This window comes from Corynebacterium lactis RW2-5, from assembly GCF_001274895.1.
Lineage (GTDB): Bacteria > Actinomycetota > Actinomycetes > Mycobacteriales > Mycobacteriaceae > Corynebacterium > Corynebacterium lactis.
In genome coordinates, this window is sequence record NZ_CP006841.1 from 679892 (window position 1) to 700405 (window position 20514).

Annotated in this window: 17 protein-coding genes and 1 tRNA gene; 10 read left to right on the plus strand and 8 right to left on the minus strand. The window is 59.6% G+C overall.

Annotated features, from left to right (window positions below; translation table 11 throughout):
- Entirely contained in the window at positions 1–537 is a 537-nt protein-coding gene (gene ybaK / locus CLAC_RS02845) for a Cys-tRNA(Pro) deacylase (protein ID WP_053413228.1), read from the minus strand.
- Positions 538–695: 158 nt separating this feature from the next.
- On the opposite strand from ybaK, the gene CLAC_RS02850 reads away from it, so the two are divergent.
- A complete protein-coding gene (locus tag CLAC_RS02850) occupies positions 696–1334 on the plus strand; it encodes a sigma-70 family RNA polymerase sigma factor (RefSeq protein ID WP_053411609.1) in 639 nt (212 codons plus the stop codon).
- Positions 1331–1654 (plus strand): mycothiol system anti-sigma-R factor, encoded by a 324-nt coding sequence (gene rsrA, locus CLAC_RS02855; RefSeq protein WP_053411610.1) that lies wholly within the window; start codon positions 1331–1333, stop codon positions 1652–1654. Before CLAC_RS02850 ends, rsrA begins: the two co-directional genes overlap by 4 nt.
- A 74-nt stretch (positions 1655–1728) precedes the next feature.
- Here the strand turns inward: rsrA and CLAC_RS02860 are convergent.
- The 4 genes from CLAC_RS02860 to CLAC_RS02870 all read right to left on the minus strand — a co-directional run bounded on the left by CLAC_RS02860 (position 1729) and on the right by CLAC_RS02870 (position 3962).
- A tRNA-Ala gene (locus tag CLAC_RS02860) sits at positions 1729–1804 on the minus strand.
- 203 nt (positions 1805–2007) lie between these two features.
- Positions 2008–2082 (minus strand): 50S ribosomal protein bL37, encoded by a 75-nt coding sequence (locus tag CLAC_RS13130; protein ID WP_099298023.1) that lies wholly within the window; start codon positions 2080–2082, stop codon positions 2008–2010.
- A gap of 89 nt (positions 2083–2171) precedes the next feature.
- Positions 2172–2435 (minus strand): WhiB family transcriptional regulator, encoded by a 264-nt coding sequence (locus CLAC_RS02865; RefSeq protein ID WP_053411611.1) that lies wholly within the window; start codon positions 2433–2435, stop codon positions 2172–2174.
- A 444-nt stretch (positions 2436–2879) separates the two neighbouring features.
- Positions 2880–3962 (minus strand): diacylglycerol/lipid kinase family protein, encoded by a 1083-nt coding sequence (locus CLAC_RS02870; protein ID WP_245621947.1) that lies wholly within the window; start codon positions 3960–3962, stop codon positions 2880–2882.
- Positions 3963–4012: 50 nt separating this feature from the next.
- Between CLAC_RS02870 and CLAC_RS02875 the strand changes: the two genes are divergently transcribed.
- Entirely contained in the window at positions 4013–4465 is a 453-nt protein-coding gene (locus CLAC_RS02875; RefSeq protein WP_425388801.1) for a hypothetical protein, read from the plus strand.
- Between the two features lie 6 nt (positions 4466–4471).
- Here CLAC_RS02875 and CLAC_RS02880 read toward each other — a convergent pair whose 3' ends face one another.
- Positions 4472–5848, minus strand: coding sequence for an Rv3212 family protein (locus CLAC_RS02880; protein WP_483772857.1), 1377 nt, complete (start codon positions 5846–5848; stop codon positions 4472–4474).
- 12 nt (positions 5849–5860) lie between these two features.
- Positions 5861–7216, minus strand: coding sequence for a DEAD/DEAH box helicase (locus tag CLAC_RS02885; protein ID WP_053411612.1), 1356 nt, complete (start codon positions 7214–7216; stop codon positions 5861–5863).
- 85 nt (positions 7217–7301) lie between these two features.
- Here CLAC_RS02885 and CLAC_RS02890 point away from each other — a divergent pair, with 85 nt between their 5' ends.
- The 7 genes from CLAC_RS02890 to CLAC_RS02920 all read left to right on the plus strand — a co-directional run bounded on the left by CLAC_RS02890 (position 7302) and on the right by CLAC_RS02920 (position 19606).
- Entirely contained in the window at positions 7302–7526 is a 225-nt protein-coding gene (locus CLAC_RS02890) for a DUF3107 domain-containing protein (protein ID WP_245621948.1), read from the plus strand.
- On the plus strand, positions 7526–8440 hold the full coding sequence (locus CLAC_RS02895; RefSeq protein WP_053411614.1) for a DUF3152 domain-containing protein: 915 nt from the start codon (positions 7526–7528) through the stop codon (positions 8438–8440). Before CLAC_RS02890 ends, CLAC_RS02895 begins: the two co-directional genes overlap by 1 nt.
- 8 nt (positions 8441–8448) lie before the next feature.
- The gene (locus CLAC_RS02900; RefSeq protein ID WP_053411615.1) at positions 8449–9306 is read left to right on the plus strand and encodes a TIGR02569 family protein; all 858 of its coding nucleotides are present in this window, start codon (positions 8449–8451) and stop codon (positions 9304–9306) included.
- Positions 9307–9464: 158 nt separating this feature from the next.
- Complete coding sequence (locus tag CLAC_RS02905) at positions 9465–12785, plus strand: ATP-dependent DNA helicase (RefSeq protein ID WP_245621949.1); 3321 nt, start codon at positions 9465–9467, stop codon at positions 12783–12785.
- Positions 12786–12787: 2 nt separating this feature from the next.
- Entirely contained in the window at positions 12788–16300 is a 3513-nt protein-coding gene (locus CLAC_RS02910; protein WP_053411617.1) for an ATP-dependent helicase, read from the plus strand.
- 39 nt (positions 16301–16339) lie between these two features.
- Positions 16340–17407, plus strand: coding sequence for a potassium channel family protein (locus CLAC_RS02915; RefSeq protein ID WP_053411618.1), 1068 nt, complete (start codon positions 16340–16342; stop codon positions 17405–17407).
- Between the two features lie 87 nt (positions 17408–17494).
- Positions 17495–19606, plus strand: a complete 2112-nt coding sequence (locus CLAC_RS02920; protein WP_053411619.1) for an ATP-dependent DNA helicase UvrD2 — start codon at positions 17495–17497, stop codon at positions 19604–19606.
- Here CLAC_RS02920 and CLAC_RS02925 read toward each other — a convergent pair.
- Positions 19584–20498, minus strand: coding sequence for a TOMM precursor leader peptide-binding protein (locus CLAC_RS02925; RefSeq protein ID WP_245621950.1), 915 nt, complete (start codon positions 20496–20498; stop codon positions 19584–19586). The genes CLAC_RS02920 and CLAC_RS02925 overlap by 23 nt on opposite strands.
- Between the last annotated feature and the right edge of the window lie 16 nt (positions 20499–20514).

A 20514-nucleotide genomic window follows, 5' to 3' on the forward strand; every position in this document is an offset into this window, starting at 1 on the left:
CTAGCGGGCAATGTCGGCGACGACAGCGTCGGTAAGCGAGGCCAGGTTTGCGGGGGAGAGCTCGATGTCCCAACCGCGGCGACCACCGGAGACGAAAACCGTGTCGAAAAGTGTGGTGGACTCGTCGATGACGGTGGGCAGGCGACGGCGCTGCCCGAGAGGGGAGATTCCTCCCGGGATGTAGCCGGTGGAGTTGCTGGCCTCGTGCGGGTCAGCCATCGCCGCTTTGGACGCACCTAGCGCGGCAGCGGCAGCCTTCAGATTGAGCATTCCCGTGGCGGGCACGACCGCCGTTGCAAGACCCGTGCGTTTGCCGGAGAGCTCGATGATGAGGGTTTTGAAGATGCGCTCGGGCTCGACCCCGAGGTGCTCCTCGAGCCAGGACGCGGCCTCTTCGCCGAAATTGTCGTCACCGTGGGGAAACTGGTGCACCTCGAACTCGATTCCGGCCTTCTGACATGCGGCAATGGCGGGTGTTGCGCCGTAGGAGGCGTTCTTCTTGGACTTCTTCGAGCTCTTTGTGGACTTCTTCGACATGAGCCCCATCGTGGCACAAAACCCGCAGAACGGTGTTATCGCATTCGTTTCAGCTCCGCGCGAAGAACCAGCCTCCGCGCGGATGCCCGCGAATGCTTAAGTCGCTGCGCAGACGGCTGTGCCATGCGTGCGGCGTGCGATGAACTAGGATTAGGGGCATGTCAGGTGATCAGACAGCAACGTCGTCGGTACGTACCGATGAGTCGGACGCGGAGCTTGCGGAGCGCTTCGAGCGCGATGCTATGCCTCTGCTGGACCAGCTCTACGGCGCGGCGCTGCGCATGACTCGGAATCCGGCGGACGCCGAGGATCTGGTCCAGGACGCTTACATGAAGGCCTTCCAGGGCTTCCGCTCCTACAAGCCGGGCACGAACCTGAAGGCATGGCTGTACCGAATTCTCACCAACGCCTACATCAACAATTACCGCAAGGCTCAGCGTCGCCCTGCGGAGTACGCGACGGATGACATCACCGATTCGCAGATTGCGGAGACCGCCTCGCACGAGTCGATGGGGTTGCGCTCCGCAGAGGTCGAAGCGCTGGCCAAGCTCCCCGACGATGAAATCTCGCAGGCCCTGATGGACCTGAAAGAGGACTACCGCATGGTGGTTTACTACGCAGATGTCGAAGGGCTGCCGTACAAGGAGATTGCCGAAATTATGGACACTCCTATCGGTACGGTGATGAGTCGGTTGCACCGTGGAAGAAAACAACTCCGAGAGGCGTTGCACAACGTAGCTGTGGAACGCGGCTTCTTGAGGGAAGAGAAGAAGCAGAAGGAGGAATCTCCGCGATGAGCAAGGACACCGGTGACGAGAAGGGGCACGCTCACGCCCCAGACCATTCGGCTACGGGTGGATGCGACAGCGAATTCTGTAAGGACGTCCACCGCCGTCTGCACGCTTTCCTGGACGGGGAATGTGATCCCGATGAGCGCCGCTTCCTCGACGAACACATTCACGAGTGTCCGCAGTGCCTCGAGGAGTTCGGATCCGAACAGGCCATTCGCCAGCTGCTTCGCCGTTGCTGCCAGCAGTCCGCGCCGGCTGAGCTGCGGCGGCGCATTACTACCCGAATCCGCGTTTCCTATACCTCGGTGGACTACCGGCGGGGCTAGCGCGGCGGTGGGGCTCGCCGCCGGGCTAAAGAAAACACCGGGTCGGCGTAACCGCCGAACCCGGTGCGGATTTTTGGTGGAGCTAAGGGGAATCGAACCCCTGACCTTTGCATTGCGAACGCAACGCTCTACCAACTGAGCTATAGCCCCGAAACAGCTACCTTGGTTGGTGCTAATGGAGCACCCCTTGGCAACGAATTTAACCCTACTCCTCGCCGTCCGACAGAGACAAAACGCCAGGCAGGCAAGTAGAAAAAGAAAATCCCCGTCCCGCGTCCTAGAGGCTGGCTCCAGGTGCGGGGCGGAGATAATCAAGGCCGAAATGAATCGGCAGGCTGCAGCTTAAGTGCGACTTAGCTGTTCGGACGACGTCCGTGGTTAGCCTTCTTCTTGCGACGGTCCTTGCGCTTACGGCCACGCTTGCTCATGCGCTCAGCCCTCCTTCTATCGGGTCAACTGTTTCAACCGGTATAGATTACACGGTCGCCGTGTAACCCCTTTAATCAGAGTGATTCTTTTAGACGGTGGCGCGGGTGCGACGTGCGCGTCCGCGGTTGCGACGGCGCTTGAGCGCGCGACGCTCGTCCTCGCTCATGCCACCCCAGACGCCGGCATCCTGGCCGGTCTCGAGTGCCCAAGCGAGGCACTGGGAGGTAACGGTGCAACGGTTGCAGACGACCTTTGCCTTTGCAATCTGTGCCAGAGCCGGGCCGGAGTTTCCGACCGGGAAGAAAAGTTCCGGATCCTCTTCGCGGCATACGGCCTTGTGACGCCAATCCATGACAATCTCCTAGTAAAAGTTACTGGCCCGGGTGTGGGCGAAATAGTTCGTGCGGGCGAGAAAAGCAGGAATGGATTTCGGCAACTACTGCGAAATCGGGGGTTCATTGCCTGAATTTCTCTGGCTTTTAGGCTTCTAAAACGAGGTGAAGTCCGGTGATTATCCGCATGCGGGATAACGGCCGGCTATCGAAATAAGGGCCTAAAAATGCAGGACTGGCTCAAGGTACTTAAGTAGTAGGTCTTTTGCCTGTCCCGCTGACGAGTACATGATTACATGTGATTGCAGTTTCGTAAAGAGGAAAATGAATAAAAGTGCTAAAGCTCACAAGAAAGTGAAGTTTAGGTTAAAAAGCCAGGTCAAGAGTAGCCGCTTGTGGGGGTAATTGGCCGTTTTGGTTAAAGCGGCCGTGGAGGTGTATGTGGCCCTGGCCAAGTACCTCCCCTAGGACTGCCGGGACCTTCTCCGGAGCCTGTCTATCACGCGCTTGCCGAGCATATTCAAAAGGCGTTCTTCCACCGGGCGGGACGCCACGGTTTTGGTGAAACGCGAGGCAGTGTAGTCGTCGGCAAGCGCGGCGACATTGATTCCCCGTTTCTTGACCCTGATGAGAAGCTCGGTGCGTTCGTCGATGTACTCGCCGTCGAGCTGGAACTTCAGCGGGCGGCTGGTTTCCAAATGAACTTCCTGCGCGTCGTCCGCGCGGATCTCTCGCTCCGGCACTCGGAAGGTATCTCGCAGCCCCGTGAGAGCCCCGGCCAGATTCGCCGCGGTGACCAGGCCCGCAATCCCTTGAAGGGAAGTGACTCCGTAGAACCCCAGGCCGCAGTGGACAGACATCTTCGGGTTGGTCACCACAGGAAGATCGCCGAGGAAGGTCCAGGGATTCGCGTTGGAGACAATAGCGATTGGGATGTCGCGGCCCAGTTCGCGGCCGTCGACTGTTGCGCTAATTCGAGGTGGGTTGGACTGGATGCCGCGCCAGGCTCGGTAGACCTCCGGCAGGTATCGGAAGTAGGAAGCTCGCGTTCCTCCGCTGCGAAGTCCGTCCATTGTGGCGATTACCTCAGCGTCGATGCCGACGCCGGCGTTGACTACGAAACAGCGGTCCGCCGCGTGACCGATGCTGATGGAGCTGCGTATACCGCGGCTAATAAGTCCCGCCACGTACCAGGCGGCGTCGACGGGGTTGCGCGGAATGCCCAGCGAACCCGCGAGAACGTTGGCACTGCCCGTCGGGACGATGGCGAGTGTGGGCAAATCATCTGCCGCGGGCGCAGAAAACGGGTCCGATCCGAGCATTCCGTTTACGGTCTCGTTGACAGTACCATCGCCGCCGAGACAGATGACGTAGTCAAAATCCTTCGCAGTCAGGCCTGTGACGATGTCTGTAGCGTGGCCCTTGTATGCCGTCAAGACGGACTTGATGATCAGCGATTCGACAGAGCGAAGTGCGGTCACGATGTCTTTCATCGCGGCCGGGGTGTTCGTCGTCGAGTTTGGGTTAGAAATAAGCAGCGCACGCACACGCCAAGGGTAATGCATGGACAGGTGTGCGCGTGGCTAACATGTAAGCCGTGACTTCCTCGCGAAATTTTTCATCTCGTTCCGCTTCGGAATCTCAGCAGCAGGCGGGCTCCGTGGGTATCGCGGCGCCGAAATCGGTGCTGGCCGGGGCATGGATTGGAATCGCAGAATGCGTTCTGGGGCTGGGCTACGGGGTGTTCCTCGTCGTCCGTGACCTTATGGGGTACCGAGACCAGGCTGCGGTCATCTCGGGCTGGGGCACTGCTCTGTGGTTTTTTCTGATCTTTGGCGCGGTTATGGCCGGCGCGGTAATGCTGCTGCGCGGGGCCCGCTGGGGGCGAGGTCCGATTATCATGCTGAACCTCTGCCTGGCCGGCGTTTCGTACTACATGTTCACCTCGGGGGCGCTGAGCCTGGCAATCCCGACTGCCCTATGCGCCATCGCCGCGCTATTCTGCATGTTTAACCCCAAGGCCGTCGACTGGGCGGCAAGGTCGATGTAGCTGCCGCTAGGCGATAATCCGCAGCGCACTGACATTTTTACCACGCTGCACAACGAGCGTGTCTCCGATTACAGCAAGGGCAGTGGGGCCCTGTTCGCTTGCCGACGGTCCGTCGGTCCCACCCGCTTGCAGTTCGGCAGGCAGCGGCAGTGTACCGATGACTCTCAGCGCGTCTCCGTCAATCACTGCGATACCGTTTGAGACGGGCATGAGGATGTGCTTGCCCCAGGGGGCGGGGGTTCCGGTGGCCTCCGGGAAAACGAAAGCCTGATCGAGCTCGTTCGGGTTGAATCCGATGAGTCCCGCCGCAGAAAACCACGTCATGTGGTGGGGGAGGTCCGCGGTGTAGGGGGTCCGAGGTAGCTGGGTGTCGTCCTGCGCTGGCAAGACGGGTTTTGCCTCGGGTGAGTTCGCAGGCAGGGGGGTACTGCTCAGGAGCGTTCCGTCGCTACGGTAGGAAAGGATCTCGGTGCCTCTGACGACGGCTGCCGTATCCTGGCCGACCGCAGCTAACCGCATCCCCGGGACGGTTCTGCCCAATTCGATATCGGCGGCAACTTCAGGTTTCCGCGATTCCTCCGGCTTGGAGTCCTGCAGTACGAGGCGAGCCTGCCCGCTACAATCGTTGAGCACCGCCAGGAATTCCACACGGGTGAGTGCGCTGATAATGGAGCATTCCGGGTGAGGTTGCAATTTAGGTTCAGCGGCCGCGGGGATGTCTCCATACTCGACCACCCGAACCAGGTCATTGCGCCAAAGCTCCAGGAATCGTTCGCTGTAGATACCTGCGTATGTATTGGACCGAATTGTCGCAGGCTGGTCGGGGGCGACGGAGCGGCGGGTAGCAACGTACTCGCCGGTGGCCGGCTGCAGGGACACCGTTTCACCGCATCCCGCGGGCCCCTTGAACGTTGCGAAAATCAAACCGTCGCTGGACGAAAGTGCGCACAGGTCAATGTCGCGCCTATAGTGCCAGCGTTCCTCGCCGGTCTGGACATCCAATGCGCGCAGCCCTTGGCTTTCGGGGATGACAATCAAATCCTCAATGGCAATCGGTGCCTGGGCTACAGCGTCAGACTTCGTCGCCAAATCCGCCTTGGTCGACCATTGCGGAGCCAGGCTCACGGGCATCGACGCGGGGTCGTTTGCTGCAGGGGCCTGCACTCTCGCGGCCGCTGCGGCTGTTGCGCCGGGAACTTGGGTGCGGTCGACTCCCCGCACAGGGGCGGTCCACCATGTCCAGCCGGAAACTAATGCGACCGCAGCAACAATCGAGGCCGACGCGACACGATTGCGTCGGAGTCGGCGGTCTCGATGTTTGGGCGCAGGAGAACATGCATGCCCAGGTAATTGCCTTGAAGGTTGCGTTGCTCTTTTCGGCACTGTTAAAGACGCCTAACGGCGTCGCCTCCTATCCCCGTGGCGAGGCCTGCGGCCGTCTCCGCCGTCGCGGGCACCGCGGGCACTTCGGTTACGACGGTCACCCCTGCCGTCGCGGCCTCGCGGTGGACGGGCTCCGAGGACCGGACGGGAAGGCCCTACCTTTTCTTCGACTCCCTCGGGGATGTCCAGGGCTTCGGCCAGCTCGGGTGAGTTAGAAAACCAAGTGGGGATTTCCGCCATGTCCAGATTCAGCGAGTCAGAAATCATCTTCCACTTCTGCAGCTCGTCCCAGCCCACAAGGGTGATCGCGACACCGCTGTGTCCGGCGCGGCCAGTGCGGCCGATGCGGTGGACGTAAGTCATTTCGTCGTCCGGAACCTGGTGGTTAATAACGTGCGTTACATCATCGATATCGATGCCGCGCGCTGCGACATCGGTGGCTACTAGAACATCGACGTCGCCGGTGCGGAACGCGGTGAGGGAGCGCTCTCGAGCGGGTTGGCCCATGTCTCCGTGGACCGCGGTGACCAGGAATCCACGTTCTCCCAGTTGCTCTGCGACGGAAGCTGCTCCGCGTTTGGTGCGGGCGAAGATAATGGTGCGACCGCGCCCCTTAGCCTGCAGGATGTGGGCAATAACCGAGACCTTATCCATCTGGTGAGACTGGAATACGACCTGCTTCGTTGTCTCGTGGACAGTAGCTTCTTCCTCGCCAGACTCCGCGCGGATGTGTACCGGCCGCTGCATGAAAGTGCGTGCCAGGGTTAGAATCGGCCCCGGCATCGTGGCGGAAAAGAGCATTGTTTGGCGTTCCTGAGGTACCGCAGCGAGGATTTTCTCGATATCCGGGAGGAAGCCGAGATCTAGCATCTCGTCGGCCTCGTCGAGAACCAGAACTGCAACGCCCGATAGCTCGAGGCTGCCGCGCTGATAAAGGTCAATCAGGCGCCCCGGTGTGCCGACGATAATGTCGACACCGGATTCGAGCTGTTCAATCTGCTCATCGTAGGGGCGCCCGCCATAAATGGTGCAGATGCGAAGGTTCGTGGATGCCGCGGCGTGGTGAAGATCCTCGCCGACCTGGACGCACAGTTCGCGCGTGGGGACAATAATCAGACCGCGCGCGGTGCCGTCCGGTTCTGGAATTCGAGCATCGTCAAAAACGCGGTCGATTAGGGGGACTCCGAATCCCAAGGTTTTACCCATGCCGGTTCTGGCCTGGCCGATGATATCGGTGCCGTCGAGCGCCAGGGGCAGTGTCAGCTCCTGGATAGCAAAAGTGCGGGTGATGCCCTGGCCCTCCAGCGCATCGCAAATCTCGGCTGCGACTCCCAGTTCGACGAATGTCGGGGACGGGGACACTGCCACGGCGACTCCTTATATTCAGGAAAACAATCGATTTATCAGTTCAGGGTTAATCCTAGCTTCTTTGAGAATGGTTATGATGTCACCTATGGATATCACTATTGGATTCGTAGCCAACACTCGCGAGCTCAGCATTGAAAACGTCTCCGGTGGGGAAGAGAAGAAGGCAGACATTGTCGCCAAGCTGCAAGCCGGTGAGGGGGTTATCGAGCTGACGGATGGCTCCGGTCAGACCTATCTCGTGCAGGCCGAAAAGGTCGCTTACGTCCGCACCGGTAGCGTGTCCGACCGGAAGGTCGGCTTCTTCGCCTAATGCAGCAGGAACCGTTTCTCGTTCACATCGCTAGGCAGTGGGGATGGCGCGCCTACGCCATCCCCGTTCTTGTCGTGCTTACGGCCGTCATTCTGTTCGATATCTTTGCCCCATCTCAGGGATCGACGCAGGGGCAGGCCACCATGGAGTCGTCGGCAAGCGAGGAGAGAAGCGGTGAGCCGGGGCCTATCCCGGCTGAGAAGTACAACTCCAGTTTTGAGGTGGGGGATCTGCCGCCGGGCCCTCCGTTTGCGGAGAAGTCCTCGGGGGAGTTTAAGGAAGTTTCGCTGCCCCAGCCAAAGGTGGGGAAGGGCTCCGAGAAGCCGGTGGCCTACGCCGTTGAGGTGGAAAGCACAGTGGATGCGACTCTCAGTGGCGGTGGTGATGCCTTCGCTGCGACTGTAAACGCAATCTTCGCCGATCCGCGAGGTTGGACTGCTGATGAGCGCTACTCCTTCGAAGCCGTGAAAAAGGACCGTAAACCCACCATGCTGATTCAGCTTGTGGCGACCGAGACCGCGCATCAGATTTGCGGAAATACCCTCGGGATGGAGACGTCCTGCTTTATCTCTGGCCAGTCGGATGGGGAGCCCGGCCGCGTCATCGTGAACAATGCGCGATGGTCGCGAGGGACTATTGCTTTCCAAGGTGACCTGGGACTCTACCGCCAGTACCTTGTGAATCACGAGGTCGGTCACGGTCTGGGGTATGCCTCGCACGAGCCGTGTGCGGTTGATGGCGCAATGGCGCCAATCATGATGCAGCAGACGCTCAGCCTGTCTAATGATGAGCTGCATCGCATTGACCCCAACGAGGTCTATGCTCCAGACGGCAAGAAGTGCGCTCCAAATGGATGGCCGTACCCGATGGGGCCGCAGGATAAGCAGGCGGCACCGACTCAGGAAGCGAGGTAGCCGAACTCATGCCGGCAGACTTGAAGACCCCTCCGCAGCATGTCCTTGACGCCTTCGGGGCGAAGGGCGAACCTACGCGAGCGGGTCGTGCCTGGGATAACGGGTGGGTGTACGGCTCAATCGTCTTGTCTCCCGTGCACAATCCGGCACAGGCGCTGTGGTCAGCGAAGTTACGTGATGCCGCGGACATTGACGGCGTGCGGGTTGCCAGCTCAGTACGAACCTCAGATGGTCGCCAGATACTCGCAGGTTGGCAGGCGCGTCATTTCGTAGGTGGGGAGCTAGTCCCGCGTGCGGACGAAACCATTGTCGCCGCGGCTCGTATCGAGGAATCGCTGGCGGGAATTTCCCGGCCCCAGTTCCTCGTCGATCGGAAGCCGGACTTATTCGTGACCTGTGATCGCGCTTCCTGGGCAGCAGATCCTATCGAGCTACTCGAGCAGGTTCTAGACCCAAACAGTATCCCGCGCTCCGATTGCGCCGAGGCCCTGACTACCGCCGGCGATTTGCTCGCGCACCGCGACGAGCTTGTCGTCCCCGCAGAGTATGTGCAGATCTGCCACGCAGATGTTGTGGGCACCCTGCTTTACGACGGCTCCACGGCGCCGATTCTCACGGATATCGTGCCGGCATGGCATGTCCGTGGGTGGACCGCCGCGCTTACGGCAGTCGATAGCTTGTCGATGATGGGTGCAGACGAAGAATTGCTTCGTCGCTTCGACCATCTGCCTGATTTTGGGCCTCTCTTGGTGCGTGCGGCTTGTTACCGACTCTTTGTCCATGCAGTGCACCCCGAGTCGCAGCCGGGTGCATACCGAGGTTTGGCCCGAGCGGCCTCTCTGGTTCGCGCATTCGTCGGAGGCTAGTGGCGGGCGGGGGCTAGGCGGCGTCTTTTTCAGTGTTGACTCTTTCGCAGGGGGGGGGCAACCTCTCCCGCGGGGTTTTTCCTGGCTATCGGCCTACTCTCGCTCATATTCGAACAAAAGTGCGATACCTGTCCGCAAGTTGTGTCACAATGTATGGCATGAAGCTAGAGGGGATGCCGAAAGTCCGTTTTGTCCAGGGAGGGCTGGCTTCGGCGCGGTCCTGGCGGGGCACTGAGGCTGAGTTGCTATTGCCATCGCTAAACCCGGGCCTGGTCGTTGGCGGTAGCGTATCGCGGCAGCCCGTTGTCGGGATTTTGGGTGGGCCGGGCACGGGAAAAAGCTCTTTGTTGGTGGATCTCGCCGTGGACTACATGCTGGCCGGAGTCCCCGCGGAACGGATACTAGTAATTGCGCAGTCCAAAGAGGCGGCGGCGCAACTGCGCAAAAACGTAGATGCGCGTTTGGCTGCCCATCATGCGGAGTCGGCGGGGGAGAACTCTTCGGAATGGTTGAAGGGCGCTGGGCCCGGTGGCATGGTACGCGCCCTGCATTCTCTGGCATTCGCCGTAGTGAGGGATGCGGCGGTAGGACGGGGTGAGCCGGAGCCATCGTTGACCACAGGCGCCCGCCAGGATGCGGTTGTTCGACAATTGCTGGCGGGCCATGCTGAGGATGGGGGCAGCTACTGGCCGCAGTCCTTACGCCCGGCTTTGTCCTATCTGGGGATGGCACGAGCTGTCCGTGACTTTCTGCTGCGAGCGGCGGAACGCGGTCTAGACGGTTCGGATCTCCAGAAACTAGGGGAAGAAGAGGGTATTGAGCAGTGGGTCGCCGCCGGAAAATTTATGGATGAGTATCAGCAGACCATGCGTCTCGCATGGGAACCGAGCTTGAACGCTGCGGAGCTTGTCACCAAGGCACTGGCGGAAATTGATTTAGACCCGTCGGTCCTTTCGCGATGGGGCAAGGAAATTGTTCTGATAGACGATGCGGAGCATCTCTCTCCGGAGTCTGCGCGCCTTGTCCACCGCTTTGTCGAGCAGGCGGCGGTAGCCGTGATTGCGGGGGATGAGGATCAGTCGGTATTTCACTTTCGTGGAGCGAGCAATGAGTATCTTCGCAATGCAGGCCGGGGCGAATCCGGCCAGGTAATTGAGCTACAGCATTCGTACAGGTGCCGCCCGGAAGTGGCGGCCGTGGCCAATGCCGTGGCACAGAAGCTGCCGAAGCCTCCCTCCTACCGCGGCATTGAATCTGCGGGGATGGTCGAACGAGAAAAACCGGCAGAGCAGAAAGTGAGCAGAGCGCACGCCTCGGTGCGCATCTCCACGTTGCCGACGTCGCTGGCGGAGCGCGGAACTATTGCGGATTATTTGCGCCGGGCGCATGCAGAGCGAGGAATTGCGTGGCGGGACATGGCTGTTATTGTCCGTGCCGGAGCGGGGGAAACTTCGCTCTTCCGAGCCTTATCGCGGGCGGGAGTTCCTGTCCAAGTTGATCCCACGGATGTAGTGCTAAGCCAGCAGCGCCTGGTTCGCTCTCTGCTAGTTGCGGCTAAGGCGACCGAAAACCGGCTGCAGGATCATGAATGGGATGAGTTTCTCGCGGGGCCCTTGGTCAACATGGATCCAATTATCAAAGCACGACTGCTTCGCGGAATTCGTCGCGCAGATTTGGGCGGAGCAGCAGCTCAGCAGCAGCTTATTGGCTTGCTGCGGGCAGATCATCTGAGTTCGGCGCAACAGGCTCTTATAGTGCAGCTTGCGGAGAGGGAACAGAAAGCGCTGGCTGTACCGTTGGCAATTCTCAAAGAGGGCAGGGAGGCACTTGCCGGCGGGGTGGAATCGACACTGTGGGCGCTGTGGAGCGCAACCGGGCTCGCGGAGCACCTCACTGCGGCGTCGCTGCGAGGTGGAGCCGCTGGGGCATCGGCCGATAGGGACCTGGACGCGGTAATGGCGCTATTCGATTTCGCAGGCGACAGTGTGGAGCTGAACCCTAAGCTTTCATTGAGCGGCTTCATCACCTCGGTGGAAGAGCAGGAGCTACCAATCGGGACGCGGGATCGCAGCGGAATCGAGCGGGATGCGGTCCGAATCTTATCGGCTCACGCTGCGCTGGGGAGGCAATGGTCCGTAGTAGTCGTGGCAGGTGTCCAGGAAGGCGTGTGGCCGAATTTCGGGGTCACGGGCTCTGTTATGAAACAGGACCAGTTCATTGGCCTGATGGACCACGGAATCGCCCCCAGCGAGTATGTTGTGGCGATGGCGGATCAGCTCGCGGAAGAACGTCGCCTGATGCACGTCGCGGTATCCCGTGCATCCGACGAGCTGCTCATAACTGCGGTGAATTCTCCGGACGAGGTCGGTGTCCCCAGCCCATTCGTCAACGAGTTGGCAGAGGCCTTCCCCGAAGCGATCGTGAATGTCGAAACCGTCGTGAATACCGCGGTGGGCCAGAACGATGGCGATGCCGAAAGTGACGGTAAGAGCACGGACACGCTATCGGGAAATTCCCATGAGCAGACTCTCCGCGTCCTATCGTTGGAATCCCTGTTGGCCGAGTTGCGAGCGGCGGCAGTGTCTCCTGAAGAAACCGAGACTCGCCGTCGGCAAGCGGCTCGGCAGCTGGCTCGGTTGGCGAAAGAGGAAGTCCCGGGGGCTCACCCGAATTCTTGGTGGGGCTTGCGACCTCCGTCTACAGATGTTGCACTGATTGAGGGCAAGCCGATTGTGGTTAATCCTTCGAAAATTGAAAGTGCGCTCAAGTGCCCGCTGAAGGCGATGATGGACAAATCTTCACCGAGCGAGGCAATGCATCTGGGCTCGGTCTTCCACCTGGCGGCCGAAGCAATTTCCAAGGGCGTATCGGTGCCGGAGGCGACAGAGGAAATTCGCCGAGTGTTTGCAGATTTGTCTGGGGACCCTGAATGGAGACGAAACCAGGAGATAGAGCGCTGGGTGGAAGCCTTGCACGCATGGGATCACTGGATCTCGGCGAAGAACGATATGGGGTCTGAGGTAAAGGTCAAGGTGGCGTTGAATCAAGACGTCACGATTGTTGGCCGGATCGATAGGCTGATTGCAGATTCTGATGGTGCTCTGCAAATCGTCGACATTAAGACGGCGAAGAACCCTGCTTCGAAGGAAGAGGTGCAGGATCACGCACAGCTGGCAACGTATCAACTCGCGCTGTCCTGCGGACAGCTGATCCACAGCGCAAAAGGCACCGAGATTGTCAGCGGCGATGGCGTGGACACCTCCGGGGCGTACTTGGTCTATCCGCGAAAGCCCGCTAAAGGGTCCATTGCCACCCGGGAACAGGCAAAACTGACCGAAGAGCAAGCTAATCAATGGAAGCAAAGGGTGAAAAAGGCGGCAGAATCCGTGGTGGGGCCCAAGGCTTTCGCAATCGCGGGTGACCATTGCAAGTTCTGCTCACTGCGAAAAGCATGCCCAGCTGCAGAGGGACAGCGATAGACATGGAGTCGAAGATGAAGGATATTGATCCGATTACCCTGTCGCGGATGATGGGGCAGGCATTTCCCCCGACAGAGCAGCAAGCGGCAGTCATCGGTGCGCCACTTGAGCCGATGCTCGTGGTCGCGGGCGCCGGCGCCGGAAAGACCGCAACAATGGCGGCGCGAGTCGTATGGCTGGTCGCAAACGGCTACGTTCGTCCGGAGGAAGTACTCGGCCTAACCTTTACCCGCAAGGCAGCCAACGAATTGGGCGTGCGCATCCGGCAACAGCTTCACCAGTTGGCTGGGGCCAGGGACTTTCGCGCGGAAGCCAGCCCGGAAGTTCTGCGAAGGCTGGAAGTAATCGCTCCGTCGACTTCAACTTACGATGCCTACGCCTCGGAGATCGTAAAGAACTACGGCCTATTGCTCCCCACAGAGCCAGGCGTAAGCATTCTTGATGGGGCAACGCAGTGGCAGCTGGCATGGGATATTGCCCTCGCTGCGAAAGCGATTAAATCGGATATAGCGCCGACAACGCTCGCAGAGCGAATCATTTACCTCGGTGCGAATATGGACTCGAACTTGTCCTCGGTGTTGGAAACGAAAGAAGAAACCGAGGCGTTCATCCACAACATTCAGCAGTCCCCAAAAGGCCCGCGGCAGCGGGCGGAGATGCAGACTGATTTACAAAACGTAATCGACGCTCAGAGGCAGCGTCTCGAGTTGCTACCGCTTCTGGAGCAGATGCGAGCGAAATGCGATTCCGAGAACCTGGCGACTTTCGCCACACAAATGGCGCGAGCAGCACAACTGGCCAGTCGATTTGAGGAGGTCGCCCGCGCCGAACGCTCGCGGTTCAAAGTTGTGTTGCTCGACGAATACCAAGACACCTCGCACACGCAGCGTCTCTTCCTCCGAGCTCTGTACTCCGGGGCATGCGTGACCGCAGTGGGTGATCCGATGCAGGCGATTTACGGCTGGCGCGGTGCTACTGCAGAGAACCTCAACCAGTTCGTGAGCGATTTCCCTCGGTCGGACGGCAGTCCAGCGGAGAAGAAGCAACTGACCATTTCGTGGCGAAACCCAGCTACAGTTCTGGACCTCGCCAATTCCCTCTCCGACAGTGCCTTCGCGGGGCAGAAGCGTACGGTAGAGCGCCTTACCGCTGGGCCCAAAGCAGGAGACGGAGAGGTTACTCTGTCCGTGTTGGGTACGGGAGAGGAAGAAGTCGGCTATATCGCAGACTTGTTGGCTGAGGAGATGCGACAGAGGACTGCGGTCGGCCAGAGCCTCAGTGCCGCGGTGCTCGTGCGTACCAACGAGGAATCGCCCGCGTATCTAGATGCTCTCTCAGAACGAGGTGTACCTGCAGTAATTGTGGGTCTTGCGGGACTTCTCAGCCTCCCAGAGGTGATGGATATTACCTCGACGATGAAGGTACTCATTAACCCGAGCAGCGACGAAGATACGCTCCGACTGCTACTCAGCCCCAGGTTCAACATTGGGGCAGCAGACGTGGAACAGCTCCGTGTTCGAGTCCAGCAGCTGGCGAACGTGGGGCAGAGCGAGCGGCATGATTCGTCCGCGGATACGATGCTGCCGAAATCTCCGCTTGAAGAGTTCGCTGCACGGCTAGATGCCCTCGTTGAAGAATCCGAGGAAGCCGGCGAAACTCTCGGCTTGGCCCATGCGATTGCTGACCCCGATATCCGGTTCAGTGACGGCACGCCGCTCGCTCGCGGTCAGGAATCGGAAAATGGTCCTATGGTCAGTGGGCGCCTGCTGAATTACTCCGAAGAAGGCATGCGCCGAATTGCCGAATTGGGAGCAATCCTTCGTAGACTGCGTAGATTCTCCTTGGTCAAAACGTTGCCCGAGCTGGTCGAAGATATCGCTGAGGAGCTGGGGATTCGTGTAGAGGCCGCAGCTGGTCAATTTGGCGAAGCGACTGCGATTACACGTCCCACAGTGGCGCACATTGACCGTTTCGTGGATATCGCCGCACAGTACTCCCAGACCAATTCAGACGATGTTTCGGCGTTTCTCGGATATCTCGATTTCGCTATCGACCACGATGGCGGACTCGACCGCGCTCCGGTTGAGGTTCCACCGAATTGTGTCCACATTCTGACGATGCACAAGTCGAAGGGCCTGGAATGGGATACCGTCGTCGTACCGCGGGTAACTGCAGCTCAGTTTGATAAGCCGAAAGTTTCATCCTGGTTGAGTCGGCCGGATATTGTGCCGCCGGGCGCGGTCGCAGAAGTGGCTCCGCTAGCGAAGGAGAATGCTTCAGAAGAGAAATCTTCGCCTGGCGAAGTGGACGCTGCACTGACGCAAATGGAGGCGTCGGAAAGCACGGTAAACGGGGTACCGGAACTGGACATCTCAGGGGCCGAAAACCAGTCCAAGCTAAAAGAAGCACTCAACGAGTACAAAGACCAGCTCCGCCAGTTGCTAGTTGAGGAGGCGCAACGGCTATTCTACGTCGCAGTGACCCGGGCCGAGCGCAAACTGGTTGTCACGGCGAGTATTCGCCCCAAAGCGAAGAACAAAACATCGACGGAACCGTCGCATGATTTCACAAAGATTGCCAAGAAATTCCCCAATCACATTGACGTGTGGGTGACCAAGGAATCAATCCTGGAAGGAGGCGGAGAAGACTCCGAGACTTCCGCGGATGCAGATAATCCGGCAATCGACGGGGCTTTGTGGCCGGCGGATACGCTCGGTAACCGTCGTGAGCAGGTGGAGGCCGCAGCCCGAAATGTGCGACGTTTTCTCGAGGATGGTTCTGACGAAGCTCCCATCAAGGACGATTTGTCTCAGGTCTGGGAGTCCGAGACAACACTTCTTATCGAGGAACTGCGCAGGAAGAAGGCTGACGATATCGTGTTGCCGATGCCGCAGAGCCTGTCGACCAGCGAGTACCAGGCTTTGGTGAGCGATCCGGAGGGCTTCGCCCGCCGTAAAGTGAGGCCGGTTCCGTTTAAGCCCAATCGATTTGCTCGTCGAGGCACAGCGTTTCACGCGTGGTTGGAAAACCGCTTCCAAGCGCACAGCCTGCTGGATGACGAAGACCTCTACTCTGACCGGCTCGATGTTTTCCTGGAGCAGGAAGAATCGGTGTCAGAGCGGGAGCTGCGTAATCTGCAGGCAAACTTTGAGGCGTCCGAGTGGGCCGACCGTACCCCCGAATACGTCGAGGTGCCCTTCGAAATCTCCATTGGTGCTCGCAGAATCATTGGGCGCATAGATGCGGTTTTCAACCTTGGTGGGCGTTGGACCGTCATCGATTGGAAGACTGGACGGCCGCCGCAGGGGAAAGCTCTCGAGATCGCGGCTCTACAGCTGGCAATATATCGGTTGGCCTGGTCCGACCGGCTGCAAGAAATGGGGCTCGATATCTCACCGACTCAAATCAGCGCAGGGTTTTTCTACGTCGGAGCAGGGAAGACCCTGATGCCGGATGAAGCGCTGTTGCCAAGCAGGATAGAGTTAGACAGGAAAATGAAGGAGCTCCTGAGTTAGGAGCCTCCGTTTCACTAGGAAAGGTGGGAGTGGGGCGCTTTGCGTGAGCCAGTTCGCAACTCCTCGGGGCATGAGGCCGAGCTCGATGATCTGCCCGATCACGCGTTGCTCGGTGTCATTGGACTACCTGAATCGGCGCCCAAGAACCCGTGGCGCCTAATTGTCAGGCGGCTTAATTACGCCGCAGTGTTGCTCCTGATTGCATCCCTGGTTGTTTATTACGACAAGGGCGGATACACAGAGGATCTCACCTTTGTCGATTCCCTATATTATTCGGCGGTCAGCCTTTCTACGACGGGCTACGGCGATATCACCCCTGTGACTCAGCGGGCTCGCATCTTTAACATCCTGATTATCACCCCGTTGCGAGTTGCGTTCCTGGCACTCTTGGTCGGTACGACCTTGACGGTCTTGACACAGGAATCTCGAAAGACACTGCAGATTCAGCGCTGGAGGAGACAGTTGCGCAATCACACCGTTGTTATCGGCTACGGCACTAAGGGCCGTTCCGCCATCGCCGCTCTGCTTGCCGACGGCGTTGATCCCGCCGAAATTGTGGTTATTGACACGAATAAGCAGGCGCTCGAGCACGCTACCAACCAAGGGCTTGTGACGGTTCACGGTTCGGCGACGAAATCAGATGTGCTTAAACTCGCCGGAATTCCAAGGGCTCGTTCGGTAGTCATCGCCCCGAATAAGGACGACACCGCGGTGCTCGTTACTCTCTCCGTACGTGAACTTGCTCCTGGAGCATCCATCGTTGCATCTGTGCGAGAGTCTGAAAACCGCCACTTGCTCACTCAATCTGGAGCAGACCAAGTAGTGATTTCCTCGGAAACCGCCGGCCGAATGCTGGGCCTGGCCACAGTGACCCCGTCCGTTGTGGAGATGATGGAAGATCTACTCAGCCCGGACGAAGGATTCTCTGTTGCGGAGCGCCTGGTTACTGAGGAAGAGATTGGCGCCAGCCCGAGGCACCTCGCTGATATCGCCCTGGGAGTCGTGCGTTCTGGTGAGCTCTACCGGATTGATTCACCCGAGTGCGAGTCGGTGGAACCCGGTGACCGGCTGCTGTACGTGCGTCGCGTCTACAGCAGTGACGAGTAAGTCTCGGCGGGTAACGGCATGCGACTCGAATAATCCACGATTTTTAGAGATACGAGGGGGACTTACTCGGTGACGGAGCGCGATAACATGCCGGAATACCTTTCTGGCCTGGACCCTGATCAGAGGGAAGCAGCGACGGCACCGATGGGGCCAGTATGTATCCTCGCAGGTGCCGGTACGGGTAAAACCCGAACGATTACGCATCGAATCAAATACCTCATCGACCAGGGCTTTGTGCAGCCGCAGAAAATTCTGGCGGTGACCTTCACGTCGCGAGCGGCAGGGGAGATGCGTGATCGACTCGCCGCTATGGGAACCCCGGGCGTACAGGCTAGAACTTTCCACTCAGCGGCACTGCGCCAATTGCGTTACTTCTGGCCACAAGTGGCAGGCGACATGCCTTGGAAGCTGCTGGACGACCAGAAGTTTCGAGTCGTCGCGCAGGCCGTACGTCGCATCGGACTCGACGGCTCCAAGGAAACCATTCGCGATGTCATGGGCGAGATCGAGTGGGCAAAGGCCACACTGGCGGGAGCAGAACAGTACGCGGACGCGTTGAAGAAGCACGGGCGTACAGCTCCAATCGCGGCCAGCAAAGTAATCGACTGCTACCGGGCATATGAGGACATCAAAACGACCCCCGATGGGCTGCTGCTAGATTTCGATGACCTACTAATTCACACCGCGGGTGCGATGGAAAATTCACGTGCCGTGGCGGAGGAATTCCGAAACCAGTACCGATGCTTCGTCGTCGATGAGTACCAGGACGTCACGCCCCTGCAGCAGCGAGTTCTCAACGCGTGGCTGGGCGAGCGCGACAACCTCACGGTAGTCGGCGATGCCAACCAGACGATTTACTCCTTCACCGGAGCGACTCCGCACTATCTGATGAACTTCTCCCGGGACTATCCCGAGGCCACGGTCGTGCGCCTTCAGCGCGACTATCGTTCAACGCCGCAGGTTGTTGAGCTCGCGAATGAAGTTATCGGTCAAGCGAAGGGGCGTATCGCCGGGTCGCGTTTGAAACTGGTTGGGCAGCGCCCGGAAGGGCCTGAGCCCACTTTCAACCAGTACGACGATGAACCGATGGAGGCGCGCGCCACCGCTCGGACTATCAAGCGTCTGATTGATTCGGGTGTGCAGGCATCCGAAATCGCAGTTCTTTACCGAATCAACGCCCAATCTGCTGTCTTCGAGCAGGCGTTGTCGGAGATGGGCGTGCCTTATCAAGTACGCGGCGGCGATGGGTTCTACCAGCGCCCCGAGATTCGCGATGCCATCTCTGCGCTCGTGCGGGTCTCTCGTTCCCCAGCAGTTGTCCGTTTGCAGGGAAAGGATTTGCTTGCTCAGGTTAAGCAGGTATTTGCGGGTCTTGGTCTGACCCCGGAGGAGCCGGAGGGGGCCGGGGCTCGGGAGCGCTGGCAGTCGCTCAGCGCGCTGTTCGATCTTTGTCGAGACCTCGTCCACACGAACCCGGAGCTGAATATCCAGGCTCTCTTGGGGCAGCTGCACACGCGTCAACAGGCAAAACATCCGCCGACGGTGCAGGGGGTGACTCTCGCCAGCCTCCACGCGGCAAAGGGGCTCGAGTGGGACGCCGTGTTCCTAGTCGGGCTTACCGACGGCGCGTTGCCCATCCAACACGCACTGAAGAAGGCCGAGCATTCCCCGCTTCAAGCGACCGAGGCCATCGAAGAGGAACGTCGCCTGTTCTACGTGGGCATCACCCGAGCTCGCGAGCATTTGGAGCTGTCCTGGTCGCTCGCGCGAGCAGAGGGCGGCCGAAAGACTCGTCAACGTAGCCGCTTCCTCGACGGCCTCGAGATTGGTGTGTCTGATCATAGTTCCGCGCAGGCGAATCCGCAGTCTCGGCGAGCGAAACGAAAGACTCGCCAGTGCAAGGGGTGCACGAAGCCGCTGTATACGGATGCCGAGCGCATTTCTGGGCGCTGCGAGGAATGCCCGGTGACTGCGGATCCTCAACTGGTGGAGGCAATTCGGGCGTGGCGCCTGGAGGTTTCCAAGGAGATGTCCGTGCCGGCGTTTGTCGTGTTCTCCGATGCGACCCTTCTAGCAATCGCGGAGCAGCAGCCGACGACTCCGGAGGAGCTCCTGGAGATCCCAGGTATCGGAGAGGCGAAGCTGACACACTACGGTGATGGGATTTTGGCGCTGGTCAACTCATTCGTCGACTCGTAGGGGACCCGCATACCGGGCACTGCGGATGCGCAGTGAAACCTTGACGCGTTATTTCGAGGTTTTCCAGGTCAATACGCAGTTCGTGGCCGCGCAGGCTGCTCAGGTCGCGACGCCTTAGCTGTCCTAAGAGCAACGAAACCGCCGCCGTGGTCCACTCCGAGGATGCGACGGGCACGTAGGTGCGCAACTGCAGCGCCAGAAGATCCCGTGCCGGGTCGCGGTCTCGGCGGTGGGCCTCGAGGCACATTCCGCATGGGGGTTTGGTCCCGGGGATTCCTTCTGCAGCCTGACCGGAACTCCTACGAAGCACGGATACCCCATGCGGTGTTACCAGTGGTCCCAGAATAAGAGCGCCATCGCGGAAGTGCGTGTACAGATGCTCAATACCGCGGTGGTAGAGCACCCTAGTCAGCGGCAGGCTCGGTACCTCCATGCCGGTGAGCACGACGAGACCGATCTCTTCAGCATTCGCCTGGGCTAGCCAACGCGTGGCATTTCTACTGGGTGCCATGGCTTTAGTCAGTGTGGCGCTGCCCGTTCTGCGCAGCCCCTCGTGCAGCCCGGTTCTCAGCCCATCGCGTCCGATGATGGTGTGGCGTCTTCTCCACGGGCCCTGTTGGGTTAACCCGGCCCTAACCAGGTCGTCGTGAAGCGCGGAGACGAAACTCTCCGGCAAAGACGCGGTGGACCTCGCCCGCTCGAGCTCCTCAGCCAGCGGCCGGCCCCGATGGGCCGCGAGTAACGCGGAAAACACGGGGCCGGGTGCGATGCCGTCGTCAAGCGGGAGAATCAGCGAGCGGGCGGACTCTACCCCAAACTGAATTCGAGACCCCGGTCTCATGAGAATCGGCACTTCCGGGCGCAACGCTGGGCCCTGTTCCGGAGCGGACACGGAAACTCCCCCTCAT